Annotated in this window: 12 protein-coding genes and 2 tRNA genes; 6 read left to right on the forward strand and 8 right to left on the reverse strand. The window is 46.6% G+C overall.

Features of this window, described 5'->3' with window-relative positions; genetic code table 11:
- Nucleotides 1-2: 2 nt before the first annotated feature.
- Together I6L44_RS04605 and I6L44_RS04610 are read left to right on the forward strand one after the other, a co-directional pair.
- Nucleotides 3-1,724: an ATP-binding protein gene (locus I6L44_RS04605; RefSeq protein ID WP_216953410.1), complete on the forward strand. Its 1,722-nt coding sequence runs from the start codon at nucleotides 3-5 to the stop codon at nucleotides 1,722-1,724.
- Nucleotides 1,717-2,190 carry a GIY-YIG nuclease family protein gene (locus I6L44_RS04610; RefSeq protein ID WP_216953411.1) on the forward strand — a complete coding sequence of 158 codons (474 nt, stop codon included), beginning with the start codon at nucleotides 1,717-1,719 and terminating at the stop codon, nucleotides 2,188-2,190. The genes I6L44_RS04605 and I6L44_RS04610 overlap by 8 nt, the downstream gene beginning before the upstream one ends.
- Here I6L44_RS04610 and dndE read toward each other — a convergent pair.
- The 4 genes from dndE to dndB are packed head-to-tail and all read right to left on the reverse strand — an operon-like array spanning nucleotide 2,183 to nucleotide 7,260.
- Nucleotides 2,183-2,539, reverse strand: a complete 357-nt coding sequence (dndE, locus tag I6L44_RS04615; protein ID WP_216953412.1) for a DNA sulfur modification protein DndE — start codon at nucleotides 2,537-2,539, stop codon at nucleotides 2,183-2,185. The genes I6L44_RS04610 and dndE overlap by 8 nt on opposite strands.
- Nucleotides 2,532-4,511 carry a DNA sulfur modification protein DndD gene (gene dndD, locus I6L44_RS04620; RefSeq protein ID WP_216953413.1) on the reverse strand — a complete coding sequence of 660 codons (1,980 nt, stop codon included), beginning with the start codon at nucleotides 4,509-4,511 and terminating at the stop codon, nucleotides 2,532-2,534. The genes dndE and dndD overlap by 8 nt, the downstream gene beginning before the upstream one ends.
- Nucleotides 4,508-6,172, reverse strand: coding sequence for a DNA phosphorothioation system sulfurtransferase DndC (gene dndC / locus I6L44_RS04625; protein WP_216953414.1), 1,665 nt, complete (start codon nucleotides 6,170-6,172; stop codon nucleotides 4,508-4,510). The genes dndD and dndC overlap by 4 nt, the downstream gene beginning before the upstream one ends.
- Nucleotides 6,169-7,260 carry a DNA sulfur modification protein DndB gene (gene dndB / locus I6L44_RS04630; RefSeq protein WP_216953415.1) on the reverse strand — a complete coding sequence of 364 codons (1,092 nt, stop codon included), beginning with the start codon at nucleotides 7,258-7,260 and terminating at the stop codon, nucleotides 6,169-6,171. Before dndB ends, dndC begins: the two co-directional genes overlap by 4 nt.
- 98 nt (nucleotides 7,261-7,358) lie before the next feature.
- Here dndB and dndA point away from each other — a divergent pair, with 98 nt between their 5' ends.
- Nucleotides 7,359-8,483 carry a cysteine desulfurase DndA gene (gene dndA / locus I6L44_RS04635; protein ID WP_216953416.1) on the forward strand — a complete coding sequence of 375 codons (1,125 nt, stop codon included), beginning with the start codon at nucleotides 7,359-7,361 and terminating at the stop codon, nucleotides 8,481-8,483.
- Nucleotides 8,480-9,301 carry a restriction endonuclease gene (locus I6L44_RS04640; protein WP_211162445.1) on the forward strand — a complete coding sequence of 274 codons (822 nt, stop codon included), beginning with the start codon at nucleotides 8,480-8,482 and terminating at the stop codon, nucleotides 9,299-9,301. The genes dndA and I6L44_RS04640 overlap by 4 nt, the downstream gene beginning before the upstream one ends.
- On the opposite strand, the gene I6L44_RS04645 is transcribed toward I6L44_RS04640, so the two are convergent.
- Entirely contained in the window at nucleotides 9,298-11,325 is a 2,028-nt protein-coding gene (locus tag I6L44_RS04645) for a DNA phosphorothioation-associated putative methyltransferase (RefSeq protein ID WP_216953417.1), read from the reverse strand. The genes I6L44_RS04640 and I6L44_RS04645 overlap by 4 nt on opposite strands.
- A complete protein-coding gene (locus tag I6L44_RS04650) occupies nucleotides 11,325-11,774 on the reverse strand; it encodes a hypothetical protein (RefSeq protein ID WP_216953418.1) in 450 nt (149 codons plus the stop codon). The genes I6L44_RS04645 and I6L44_RS04650 overlap by 1 nt, the downstream gene beginning before the upstream one ends.
- Before the next feature lie 360 nt (nucleotides 11,775-12,134).
- Between I6L44_RS04650 and umuD the strand changes: the two genes are divergently transcribed.
- Both umuD and umuC read left to right on the forward strand, forming a co-directional pair.
- Nucleotides 12,135-12,578, forward strand: coding sequence for a translesion error-prone DNA polymerase V autoproteolytic subunit (gene umuD / locus I6L44_RS04655; RefSeq protein ID WP_025327594.1), 444 nt, complete (start codon nucleotides 12,135-12,137; stop codon nucleotides 12,576-12,578).
- A complete protein-coding gene (gene umuC, locus I6L44_RS04660) occupies nucleotides 12,559-13,818 on the forward strand; it encodes a translesion error-prone DNA polymerase V subunit UmuC (protein ID WP_216953419.1) in 1,260 nt (419 codons plus the stop codon). Before umuD ends, umuC begins: the two co-directional genes overlap by 20 nt.
- 202 nt (nucleotides 13,819-14,020) lie before the next feature.
- Here umuC and I6L44_RS04665 read toward each other — a convergent pair.
- Nucleotides 14,021-14,096: transfer RNA gene (locus I6L44_RS04665), tRNA-Asn, on the reverse strand.
- 2 nt (nucleotides 14,097-14,098) lie between these two features.
- Nucleotides 14,099-14,174 (reverse strand) — tRNA-Asn (locus I6L44_RS04670).
- Between the last annotated feature and the right edge of the window lie 105 nt (nucleotides 14,175-14,279).

Raw genomic sequence — 14,279 nt, forward strand, 5'->3', positions numbered from 1 at the left:
ATATGTCAGAAATGAAAATAGATTTTAATCCAGTTAGGTTATGTGAGGCAATATCTAGGATTGGATATGAACCGCACTCGGCGATAATGGATATTGTTGATAACTCTGTTACAGCAAATTCAGATGAGGTGAAAATAACACTTATTTTGCAAAATGGAAAAACCTTAAAACAGCGAAACTCTGTGTCTAAATACCAAATAGTTGATAATGGACATGGGATGACTATTGATGAAATTAAATCCGCATTTTCTCTAGGTGCAAATGGGAATTATGGGCCTAAGAGCTTATCTAAGTATGGAATGGGGCTAAAGTCAGCTGGGTTATCTTTAGGGCAATGTATTTCTATAGTAAGCAAAAAAAATGGTAATCTATCAAACAAAATATCATTTGATAAAGATTATATAGAGAAGGAGAATGCATTTGTTTTAAAGCAGGATGTGCTTCTCTCCGCAGAGAAAAAGTACTATGAAGAATTGATTAAAAGTAGTCATGGAACAGTGATTGAAATCACAGGATGTGAGAGAGTTAACCATGCATCACCTAAAGCTACAATAGAGAAGTTAACACAAAGATTAGGTGTTGTTTATTATTCATTTATGAAACATGAAGTAAATCCGCTCAAGGTTTTCACAAGAGTCTGCGCGTTAAATCAAGACGATGATTATATCGAGGTTATTCCAAAAGATATTTTACATACTGATTCTAACTACTTTAGAGTGAACTACCAACCTGATAATTATGATTGTACATGTGCCTATCTTGCTCTAGATGATTACTTCGATGTACGTGGATTTGATAACGAGGAATTGGGAAAAATCAGGATACAAGGTGTTGTTTTTCCTCAAGCAAAGTTAACTCAAAAAAGGTCACCACTTTCAGAACAGCAAAAAAGCATAATAAAGTCATATGAAGTTTCACGAGAGAATATGGGATTCTTTGTTTATAGAAATGGTCGCCTTATTAGATGGGGTGATGATATTGGAAATCTCGTAGGCAAAGATGAAATTAACATTCGTTTTAGGATGGATTTAGAAACTGAGCATGATGACATACTGCATGTAGATGTTACTAAACAGAGATTGGAAATTGATGATGAGCATCGGCGGAGACTTGAGCAAATTATTAGCAGGGCTATTGAAACTGCTAAACAGGTAAGGGAGTATTGTCAAACAATAATGAAAAGTGGAAGTGATGATGAAGGTGCTGGGTTTAATTCCACAGTTATTAACGTGCCAGAAGATGATCCTGATGAATCAATAGGTAGGGAGCCATCTTCTGAGGTTATATCAAGGAAAAGGGCTAGTGCAGAAGAGGCTAAAGCCGTAGAAGATACTTCAGAAGATGATAAACCTTCGCAAGAAGGAGCAAATAGCATAGAAGGTAGCACTTCAGAGTTTCGTAAAATTAGATACACAGAAAATATACCTTATGGTCGCTTATGGAAGGCATATAGTGATGCTAAAGAGGGCGTCTTTGTTTGCATTAGTAAAAAACATCCATTTTATAATGAGATAATAACTAAATTCCCAGAAAATAGTATTGAACGAATATCTATTGAAGCACTTATATTCTCGGTGAGTGTCGCCGAAATGAACACTACGCATAATTTTGATAAAATAGAAAAATCAGTTATTGATACGCTATACGTAAAGTTTCATAAAAATATAGCAAATTGGTTGGCTGATTGGTCTTATGAAAATGTCAGCTTGAGCAGCGATGATTAAAATATCTGGCTATGTAGTAGGAGCACATAGGTGCTCCTATATATATTTAATTAAATCCAACGAATATATTTACGTTGGTGAAACGGGGAGCTTTCCGGTTATTCGCTGGGGGGCTCACTTATCCTCATCTGGTACGTTTACTGTAAATATGAAAAATCACGTTAATAATGATGAAGGTTTAATTAATGCTCAGTTTATTTGCTTTGAGTGTACAGACATTTTAAAAGAAGCAGATAATTACAAAAAAATTGCAAGAAGAGCTATCGAGGCTGAACTGCATAGGCAGCTCTCGCTTAATCCTTGGATTTTCGGTGAAGAGATTTTTTTAGTATCACGATCCCCTAATCATCCCGTTCGCCATAAATTTACTTTTGATCCAGTAGACTGTGCTAGGAAAATAATGACGATGCTACCCTCGATAATGAAAGATAGTGTTGTTATTAAAAATCATGATATGGTCATATGACCATATCATATATTGATTCAACATTATTTACATTGCTATTTAAAAAAGATATGCCCCGGTGAAGGTGTAATTTAAAATAAATATTTAAATCATCGATCGCAAGTTGATGAGAAAAGCTCTGTTTGATAATTGATTTTAGTATCTCACTATTGTCCCCAGCGAAAATTTTCCAGGTCATTTCAACAGAACTATCTGTTTGAATATCCTCAAATGGTGGAATTGATTCTTCTGCCAATGAAAGACACAAAGCCCAGCGACATAGTACATTCCAGTTTTCTATACTAGTCTTGCGCTTAATAACAATCAGCTGCTGTTTGGCCTTTTCTGATAAACGAATATTATCAATCATGTTTTCTCTCCGGGAAATATCCTGGATTAATAGTAGAGGTGAAATACTGCTCCTCGAAACAAATATGATACTCCTTGGCAATATAAGGCTTGAGCTCCTTATAGTATTTACCTTGGATCTCTTCATCGGTAGATAAAAGAATGACCTGAGATGCTGCTTGTGGGAAATAGTGCTTGATTAGATGGCTTCTATGCTGTCCATCAAGGCGCCCCATTGGAGTATCAATAATCGTTGGTAACTCTTTACCTGACTCATCAGCTAGGCCCCATAAGACGGCTATGGCCAGCAGCTGCCTTTCACCAGCAGAGAGTCGAGCAGGAGAGATAGGTTTATTATCTTGTGCATATAGAGTTAACACAAATGTATCAGTATCGATTTCAATCTTGGTGATTAAGCTGTCTTTACGTTTGACCTGGTTAAACTTGGAGATGATCTTGGTTTGTAGTTTATCGATATTATCTTTGATAAGATCTGCTTTAAAGGCATCTACAATACCTTGCAGTTTTCCCATATGAGAAAAGAGTTGCTGTTGCCGCTGCTGCTCAAAATCGATAGCATTACCTTGTACCCGAATTGAGGTAACTTGCATCTCTGCTTGCGTTATGTCTGCGGCCAATTTTTGTACAGCAAGAAGCAATTCCTCTTTCTCTTTCTTCGCTTTTTCAAGGTCATTATCCGCTGTGACTGAGCGTGTAATAATATGCTCAACAGATGCTAACTCAGGAATAGCAGCTAGTTGTCGTTCTACGAATTGCAGTTTTTCATATAATTTTTCTTTTTCCTGCATTAGTGACGACGCTTCCTGTTCTTCGGCAGCGAGCCGTTCAGCAAGACCATCGAAAATTGCAGGGCTACTGTTTAAATAGCAGGGTTCAGAGTAGAGCTGATCAGAAGCCTCTCGTTCTTTAGATAACTCGGTTTGCAGAGACTGGATAATACTTTGCTCTGTACCTCGTTTATTTAACAATCCAAATATTTTATTCTCTTGGTTAATAAGTAAAGAGCGAGCGATATGATAGCGTTTTATCTCATCTTCTTTATAAAGCTGAAACTTGGTCTGTTCTATTAATGAAGAGACGAGCTTCAAAGGCAATGACCCTGCAGCAAGTTTCATCAACTCGCTATTGATGCCATCTATCTTTGTTGTAATTTCAACTTGTTGACGAGAGATCTCATCTTTTTTATGTAAAAGATGAGCGCCATTATCTTTCAGTTGTTGTCGCCAATAGGCTACTTCAGCTTCTCTATCTAGAATCTGTTCATCTATATCAATTAGGTTATTCTGTAATGTATTTTGAGCTTCCAAAATGGCTGCAAGCCGAGTTTCAGCTTCTTCTAGTTTCACCTTTTGCTTGGGATCCAGCAGCTGGTTTTGACCTCGTTTTTTCAGCACGTCAAGGTCAATATTGAGCTGTGACAGCAATTCAAGACCGAGCAGACTTTCGATACCCGTCTTTACCAGACTTGCAGAGCGAGCGGGATCTGCTAGATGTTCAATCTTTTCACCATCAAAAAAGAACAATTCAGACAGTGATTGCGGGATAAATTCATTGATAAATTCTCCCCAATGCTCGCTCAATAGTGCATCTGGATGACCGTTATGGCTGACGACAACTACTTCCTTACACTCTTTGTCAGCCTCTTTCTCCCAAGCTCGATTTATTTCATAAGTATGATCTTTACCGAGAATGGTATGTCTGAAGCGAAGTGAGAGAGAAGCTTTTTTTTCCGTTGCGTAACGGTTTATCGCCTGCTCCAGATATGCTGGATAGCTAAGGCGACCACGATTGGAGCATTTGGCATGTTTGCCATAAAGAGCCAATTGCAAGGCATCTAAAAAGGTTGTTTTACCACCACCATTGAGTGCACCAAAGAGGATTATAGGTCTTTTATGATCGGGGCTATCAAGGTCAACCTCATGGCGTCCTTTATAGATACCAAAATTTTCTAACACGAGTTGTTCAAAAATCATGCTGATAGCTCTTCAATATCAATTTGTTCATCTTCCAAGAAATGGCTATTGTTAGTCAAAGCAAGTTGTAGCTTCTCATTCTCCCACAATAGTTGTTCTTTATCCTGCTCAGGTAAATTTGGTTGTAATAGTTTTATTTTGTTTTCATTGAGTTTTCTGTTCAGTGCAAAGTCTCTGGCCTCTTGAATATTGTTGAAGGCCATGGTTTGCAAGCTTGTGTCCAGCTCTTTATATAGATTTGCACGACGCAGCATATTGCTATGCTTATCTTCAATTGAGATCAGTGTTCTAATCTGTTCGTAGAGTAAACCATCGGGATCATTGTACGTGGAGCATTTATTTCTCAATTTTCCCATTATATTGCTATTTAATAAACTATGATATGAGCGTTTAATACCTGGATATTTTTTACCCAGCGTACGTTCATAAATATGAGGAACGCTATCTTCAACCTCGTGTTTATCTTCCAGCCATATATGTCTAATTGCCTCCAAATCTTCCAAAGAGAGTAGTTCTAGGTTGCGGACTTCATCTGGTCCTATCTCTTGTACGATTTTTTGTGCTTCAAGTACTTTTTGGAGCATGTGTTCTCTAAATGGCTGCCGATAAGGACCACGAACCAGATCCGCCCCATATTCATTGATATGAACGGTCAAGGAGCCATTCATTCGACGAAAATCACGACGCTCCTTGTCTGCTTGTATTTTTTTACCTTTGCGCTCTTTATTTGAATCATTAATGTCGATTTCGTTGCGGAGCTGCAGGAGGGGCAACATCCACTCTTTTTCAGTGTCATTTTGAATCATGGCAGCCATAGATTTATCTTCACCTACCATGGTACAGACATAACAGCCAAAACGACTATCTCCACAACTAGGAGTTGACTTATCAACGACGAGAGGACATTCACCATCCGCAGTTGCACCTTGATACATACCAAGTAGCTCTTGATTTTTAAAACCCCATGGATTTTTAACTTGCATCAGGTATTGCCAGACATCGTCATTACTCCAGTCGGCGATAGGAGTATATATCCAGACACGATCAAGCTGTTTGTTAACAGTTAATCCAACAGCGCTACGAGTATTATCTTCTCTGTTCTCGTAACTTTCCATTGTTGCTGCTCTTGTCGCGCTCTCCGCTTTTCGCGTACCAAGAACAAGAATCGCCTCACCGTTATTTTTAACGACTGTCTTAATAAAGTTATTAGATGGACTGATTTTGAGTCGATCGGTACACCAGCGAAACTTATAGCGAGGCGCAGGGTAACCACGACCAATCAAATTGACCCAGAAGCGATCTTTTACTTCTGGTGTCAGGCGATGTGGAATAATATTTAAGTGTTGCTCAGCTACCGCTTGTCGCATCTGTTCCAATGAGCGTCCTACCCACATGGCAACAATCGGATTTTCAACAAGCGTATCAGTACTGATCACATGGACAGGTTTATTGGCTTTACCTTCGGCATGCAGTTCCTGCATGGCATACCACACCAGCTGGAGTATAGCGGTGGAGTCTTTACCACCACTGTAACCAATTACCCAGGGGATCTGATCACTAAGATAAAGTGATTTGGTGCGGTCAACCAAGAACCGAATTGTCTCTGTAAACCCGGCCGCATCAAATGCGGAACGGGAAGGGGTATGTATTTCGGTACTCATGCCTTACCTTTTCTAAATAGATACTCAGCTTGTACCTCTCCTTCAGAGAGGGGGAGGTCAAGGTGTTGTTTGATCAGTGTTGCAGTTAATAACGTCGTATTTGATGTCTTTTGAATACGGCCCGCGATCAGAGCCCGACCTTCCCATATTTCTGCATTTTGACGTAGCCAATCTAGTGTCAATAACCCAGATAAGGATTGCTTCAGGTCATAATTCTTTTCAAGAAGAGTCTTACCAACCAAACCTAATGCGTGCAGTGTTACGGCATGGCTATGGATAAAGTCTTCACGAACTTCCCCAGCAGTCAGTTTGGATAGCCTGACGAGTTTCCATTCTGGTATGACATTATCTACTTCATTCCAAAAACGGCATGCCTCACGGGTCGCTTTAGTTATGTCAATGCTTTCCCAATTGCTAAACAAGGCATGAGTTGCCTGATGAATAGCGCTAAGAGTAAAGAGTTTGCGGGAGCGTTTACCAAGTTTGTTTTGCTCCATATCGACAATCCCTTTAAAGGCTTTGGATTTGGATGCAACAGCCCGAGCGACAGCAGCACTCTTATCTCGTTGGTCGTATGCGATGGCCAGAGATTTGCTGGCTTTGACCTGATTCTGATTGAGGTCTGTAAACATCTGCTGTGAACGAGCTAATCCCTGATCGAGGAAAAAAACCACAGAGATGCTTTCATCTGCCAAGGATGGATCTTCTTTTAGGGCTGCTTCAATGGCAGCTCTGCGATGTTGTCCGTCATTGATGATAAATTGTGCGTCCAACCCAATTCTGAGGGCCCCGATACGGCTCGCTTCACCACTGGTTCCCATTGGCTCAAATCTCACATCACCGTCAATCGAGGCGGTGATAGCAGAAAACACGTAGGAATCTCTATTGCGAACTATATAGTCAGCCATCACCGGGATCCGCCCTACGTTGAGGGTTCTCTGTGCGCGCAGTTCAGGCGAGAGATCCTCATCATCAAACCTGAAGATGCGTGGCAATAGCTTGAGAGGACACATTGACACGTAGTACTCAGAGCCCGCCTGGATACCACGAATTGCTGGAAAAACGAACTCAAAGGAGGGTTCAAACATGGTAACCTCTTGCGCTCCACACTGTATGTGACACCATGTCGATGGGTTCGAACAAAAATCGTGTGTACGTACGAACATTGAAAGAGGTGGCAAGGATAATGGCAGTTTACTTGGATTGCAATGCGACAACCCCGGTTTCTTCAGGGGTCGCAGAGGTTGTCGTGCGCTATATGACTGAGGAATATGGTAATTCTGGGAGCCGTACTCATGAGTTCGGTGTTGTAGCAAAGCAAGCTGTTGAGAGGGCGAGAGGGCAGGTTGCAGCTGTTGTTGGTGCTGACAAGTCTGATGTCTATTTCACCAGTGGTGCAACCGAAAGCAACAATTTAGCTATTTTGGGACTTGCTCAATATGCGGAACAACAGGGACGCAAACATATCATCACAACGCCTATTGAGCATAAGGCTGTATTGGAACCAATTGCTCAACTTGAGGCTAAAGGATTTGAGGTCACGTATTTGCCGATGGATTCTTCAGGCATGGTGGATCCTGCGCATCTTCGTGATGCATTGCGCCCCGACACCGTGCTGGTTTCGATCATGCACATTAATAATGAAACTGGGTCTATTCAGCCAATCAGCGAGTTGTGCAAAGTGCTTACTTCCCATGATGCTTTTTTCCATGTAGATGCGGCTCAGAGCTATGGCAAATATTCTGAGGTTCTTGAAGATCCACGTATCGACATGATCAGTGTCAGTGGTCATAAAATGTATGCTCCAAAAGGTGTGGGAGCTTTGTTACTGAAGCGGCGCAATTTTAAAAGGGCACCTCTTACCCCGCTGATGTTTGGTGGTGGGCAGGAGCGAGGCTTGCGGCCAGGCACTCTTCCTGTTGCCTTGATTGCAGGTTTAGGTCAAGCCTGTGAAGAAGCCAAACGTGATAGCGAGCAGCGTCGTCGTTATTGCGAGCAGATCAAGGAGCAATTACGTTCTGCCCTTCGCCCGCTCGGGTGTATTGAAAATGGCCAGAACACGGCTAGTCATGTTTTGAATGTCTCAATTCCTGGGATCAACTCTGAAGCAGCACTCGTTGTCCTTAAGGGCATTGTTGCGTTATCGAATGGTTCTGCATGTACCTCTCAAAGTTATGTGCCCAGCCATGTCTTGATGGCTATGGGTCTGGATGAAGAAAGAATTGAAGGTGCGATACGGATCTCTTGGTGCCACATGACAAAAGACATACCATTGGCAGAACTTGTTGATCGGATTAAGAAATTACAGTGACTAATCGAACCATCGTTGAAGCAGCTAAGCAGGCTTTGTTATTGATTGGGCATTCTGCCTCGGTAGATGAGGTGTATGACGTAATCGTGACACATCAGCTATATGAGTTTGGGGCCAAATCACCTCACTCGGTGATTCGTGTCACCATGGATCGCCACTGTGCCAACAAGTCACTAGGCTCCATGCATAAGCAGCGTTTTTTCCAAAAGAACGATGATGGGTCATATGAGCTGCTGTCAGATGTGAAAGAAGTCCTACAGCCTGAACAGAATACCTCTTCTTCGGAACAGCAACGCTCTGCTCAGGAAGTTGAGAACTATATAGAGCAGATCCTTGATTTGGCTGCTGTCCAGCGTGAGAAAGTAAAAGCTGAAATTTTAAGCAGCCTGCGGAGCTTTTCTCCTGAGCAGTTTGAATCGTTTTGTCGCTTATTTTTATCAAAATATGGATTTACTCGTATGGAGTTAACATCTCGTGGTCGAGATGGCGGCATTGATGTAAGAGGATTGTTGAAAATGGGGCTTGCTGAAATGCGCGTAGCAGTGCAGTGCAAGCGATATGCAGAAGATAATAAGGTCGGGCGTCCATCAGTATCTGCATTTCGGGGTGATATTACCGGCGATTTTGAGCAGGGAATATTCATGACGACCAGCGGATTTACCAAAGAAGCTGAGGAAATTTCATTCAAGCCTGGCTGTGTGCCTATTATTCTGATTGATGGTGAGCAACTGGCAGATATTATGATAGATAAAGGAATTGGTGTTCAGCGCCAGCTCATTGATGTATTTGATTTTGATGCCTCATTGTTTATCAATTAACGTTTTTTGCCTCGATGTATTCGGTAACCTATGATTTTCATATCAGCATGATCTAATGCACTGTTAAATTGGGAGCCGCTCAGGTTGAGGTCCTGAGCCAAGTCTATTGCTAGTAACTTGCTTAATCTTTGCTCCAGTGCTCGTTGTGCCTTGAAGCTCGGATCATCCGGTGCCATCAGATAGCTTTTGTTGAGCAGTGGTGGCCGGGTCTGCTCATTGATGTAGTCAAAGAAGTCGACCTCCTGCTCGGCCATCTTGATCTTGACCCGCTCCACCAGATGGGGAATGGGTTTGCTGAAGTCGTCATACCCCATCAGACTCACCTTGCCGGAGTGGATGTGCAGCTTGATCACGTCGATATCGGTCAAGTCACCGTAGAGCTGGCAGGCCGCGCCGAGGTAGACACGCAGCAGAGGCGGTAATTGCGCAACAAAGCATTTGTACAGTAGCAGTGAATGGCCAGGATAGAGCAGGCTGTTGGGTAGCTGTTGATGGGCCAGCTCGCAGGCCTGGTTGATGAGGGCGATATCCGCAATCTGGTAGAGCAGCGTTTTGGCTGCCTGCTGTGCCTGCGGGTTGCCACCGAAAAAGGCTTTGATATCCCGCTGCAGCTCGCTGGGGTACTGGGTATAGGCTTGGCGTTTGCCAAACAGGTTGAGCGCCAGGTAGACCAGCAAATCTTGCTGCCGCTCCAGCTCGGCCTGCTTTAACTGGGCAAGGTCAAAATGCTGGCCAAGCAGGGTCATGGCTTTGCGATGACTGCCTGCTATATCTCTTAACTCGTCGCTTTGTTCAAACTCGTCATTGGCCGGGATTCGCCCAAGGGTCAGCGCCCGCTGCCAGAAGGCTTCAAACAGCGTTTGATGACGAGTGATCAGTAGTGCTGCTGCGGCCTGATGGTTGGGGGTGGGCGAGGTCAGCTGCTGCCAGCTGTGGCTTCGGCGTTGACGCTGTGCCAAAAAGCGTTGCTCTTCGAGCTTGTCTTTGAACACGTAAAAGATGCCGGGCCCAACGGCGATGGCATTTTCATCCAGTGTTTTGTCTATGTAGTGCTTGAGCTCGCTTTGGTTGTAGTAGCGCTGAAAGGTGTTGCGCGAGGTGATGATGCCATCTTTATAAGGGGTGAACTGGGCAATAAAGCTGTCGTTGGCCAGCATGGCCGAGACGACCAGCAGGGTTTGGGTCAGCTCCCAGGCGCCGAGCAGTGCCTCCATTCGCTCATCTTGATCCTCAATCACGTTGATCACAAAACCGAGATTGACCAGATGGGAGACCACCTTCTCGCCATCCGGGCGAAAGTTCGGGTCCCAGCCCAGCGCGTCAATACCGTGTGCTTCGAGTTCCCGCAGGTCATCCCCTCGGCCGCAACCGTAATCAAACAGCGCATAGTCGCCGTTGAGATAACCATGGCGTGCCAGCATCTTCATGGGGGCCGAGAGTTCATGACGAACCAGCGCGGTTTTATGGCGATCAATTTGTGGGCCACCCTCTTCGGGCGGCAGGGCGGAGATGCGAAACAGGCGCCCATCAACCAGTTGGTAGCCGTGTCTTGCGATAAGCCGTTCCCACGAGGCTTTGAAGCCAATCATGCGGGGATGATCGTAAAGTCCCGCCAACTCCCCCTCTTCGGTGATCTGGCGACAGCTCTCTGCCTGTGGGTGATCGGGGGTCAGCATGCACTCTTTGCGATGCAGAATGGGGGGATTGTCCTGGCTGTCGTAGCGGGTAACGGTATGGCTTAGTTTGGCCAGGTCAACGGTCACGCTCTGCTTGAGGCTGGGGTAGGCCTCTTCGAAGAAGGTGGGGTAGCTGAGCAGGGACAGCCTAAAGTCCTGCTTTGCCAACTTCACCAGATCCCATTCACACTCCGGCAGTTTGAGCGCTTGTGCCACCGCACAGACAAAGCGGTAGAGCTGTGGGCTGGTTGTGGCCAGGGTCTCTTTGTGCAGATAGACCGCGTCGGGCAGCACTTTTTTGTATGGCAGGGCAGCGACCAGTTGCGTGAAGCGCTCGGGGGTCAGCATCAGCACATTCCTTTGAGTTGGGTGAGTGTCAGCCGCTTGGGCATTCGTCTTTCATGGTGAGTGGTGAGTTCGACCAAGGCGCGGTTTTGCTCGGGCCCATAGCTGATATGCAGTGGCCGGTCTGCGCCATAGAGATAGAGACGATCAAACGGGGTGTGTTGCGCCAACCAAAGGGCTACCTGATAGCTGTTCTTCCCTGGGTATATCAGATCAACCGCGGCCCCTTGCCGAGGACAGATAACGTTTCCTCGCTGATTGAGTTCACAGGCCGCATGTTGGTCCAGTGTGGGGGCTATACCGGGGGAGGCGTTGGAAAGAATAGCTTTGCGCAGTGTTACCCCACAAAACCCATAGGTCAGCAATGGGTGGCCAAATGTTTCTACCAGCGGATCGAGAATATGCGTTGCCAGTTTACGGTAGGCCAGCCAACTCTCGGTTTGTGCAGGCAAGTTTGGGCATTGGATGCGTTGCCAAGTTTCACCACAGTGAAACAGCATCTCGAAGGTGAAATGTTGGCTGCAGGATTCCTTTATATCTATGGAAATGCCTCCTAACAGCTATCACAAATGGAAATGAACATGCCACGTTAGGCTGGGAAACCACATTCTGCCTTGACGGTATTATCTGCGGAGTTCCTAGTCAGAAAGCAAAAATTAGCACGCGGTGAGCTTTTCCTGCTATGCCCTTTTGTTGGTGGAAGCATTGGAACTGTGGGTGTGCGTGTGATTCATACATCTGTGGATGAGGACTTGCGCTGGTTCAAAGGTGGTGCGCTATAATGGCTGTATATAAATACAGGTGTTGTTGCCATGAAGTTGTTAACCCCAGACCCATCACCCGCCGAGGTGACCATCCCGCTGTTTTTGCACCGCGCCTCTTGCGGCTTTCCCAGCCCAGCCAGCGACTATCTGGAAGGGAAGTTGGACCTCAACACCCACTGCGTGGCCCACCCTGCAGCAACCTTCTATCTGCGTGCCGAGGGGGAGAGCATGACCGGGGTCGGCATCTTTCCCGGTGACTTGCTGGTGGTCGATAAGAGCCTCACCCCGCGCCATGGTGATGTGGTGATTGCACTACTCGATGGCGGCTTCACGGTAAAGACCTTGCAGCTCAAGCCGAGGTTGCGGCTGTTGCCAGCCAATCCGGCGTTCGCGCCTATCGACCCTTGTATGAGCCTCTCCCTGGAGTTGTTCGGAGTGGTCACCCATGTGATTGGCAATCTGAGGCAGCGTGATGGCTATAGCGCTCGTTGATGTAAACAACTTCTACGCCAGCTGTGAGCGGCTGTTTCGCCCTGAGTTGCGTGGCCGCCCGATCGTGGTGCTCTCCAACAACGATGGATGCGTGGTGTCGCGCAGCCCCGAAGCCAAGGCGCTGGGTATCAAGATGGCCGGGCCCTACTTCAAGATCCGCGAGCAGTTCGAGGCGCATGGCGGTGTGGCATTCAGCTCCAACTACGCGCTCTATGGCGATATGTCGGGCCGGGTGATGAGCACGTTGGAGACCATGGCCCCTGAGCTTGAGGTCTACTCCATCGATGAAGCGTTCATGGCGTTGTCGGAGTCGTTTGCCGGGGACCTGACAGCCTATGGGCAACAGATCCGGCAGCGAGTGTGGCAGTGGACCGGCCTAACGGTAGGGGTCGGGATTGGCCCAACCAAGACCCTCGCCAAGCTGGCCAACTATGCCGCCAAGAAGTGGCCTGCCACAGGTGGTGTCGTGGACTTGCGTGACGAGCCGCGACGCACCCGGCTGATGGCCATCACCCCGGTGGATGAGGTGTGGGGCATCGGGCGGCGCTTGGGGGCCAAGTTGGTGGCACAAGGCATCAACACCGTGGCAGACCTGGTGGCCAGTGATGCCAAAGGGTTGCGCGCCCAATACGGCGTGGTGGTCGAGCGGATCGTACAGGAGCTGCGTGGCCTGCCTTGCGCGGAGCTGACCGTTGAACCGGCGGCGAAGCTGCAGATCCTCTCGAGCCGTTCCTTTGGTGAGCGAGTGACTGACCGTGGAGAAATGGCCCAAGCGTTGTCAGGCTTTATGGCTCGCGCAGCCGAGAAGCTGCGGGCCGAGGGGATGTGTTGCCAGCGGGTGCACCTGTTCGTGCGAACCAGCCCCTTTGATGAACGAGCCCCTTACTACAGTGAGCAGGCGGGCATCCGGCTGGTCTGCCCTAGCGATGATACCCGGTTGCTGCTGCAGCAAGTGAACGTGCTGCTACCGCAGATTTGGCGCGACGGTTACCGCTATCAGAAGGGTGGGGTCATGCTGAGTGAGTTCACCCCCAAGGGGCAGCAACAGGCTGACCTGTTTGCCCCGTCCTCCGCTCAATCGGACGCGCTGATGGCCGTGATGGACCAGATCAAAGCCAAGGGATTGGGGCGAGTAGGCTTTGCCAGCCAAGGCACGGGGTCGCCTGAGTGGATGATGCGACAAGAGCACCTGAGCCCCTGCTACACCACCCGCTGGGAGGACCTGCCGGTGGCGAGGTAACCAAGACACAATGAAGCAGCTACTTGGCTGTAGTAGGACGTTTTGGAAGTTAGTCGAATTTGAGTTGAGAGAAAACAGGGAGAGTGGATCGTTCACTGCGAGGGGAATGCGGCAGAGCAAGCGGTGAGGGGGAGCTGGCTCAGCTTGAAACAATGGAGAGATGGATATGAAAAAGCCCAGCTCGAAAACTGGGCTTTAAATGTGGCTCCCTCGACAGGACTTGAACCTGTGACATACGGATTAACAGTCCGCCGTTCTACCGACTGAACTACGAGGGAATTGGCTCCTCCTACTGGACTTGAACCAGTGACATACGGATTAACAGTCCGCCGTTCTACCGACTGAACTAAGGAGGAATTGCCTGTCTCGTTAAGACGGGGCGAATATTAATGACCAGGGCGGCGGGTGTCAACCCGCGAATTTCTCGAAAACCGGATTTTCGGATTGTTTGCCCAAAAGTT

It is taken from the genome of Aeromonas sp. FDAARGOS 1414, assembly GCF_019047065.1.
Taxonomy (GTDB): domain Bacteria; phylum Pseudomonadota; class Gammaproteobacteria; order Enterobacterales; family Aeromonadaceae; genus Aeromonas; species Aeromonas veronii_A.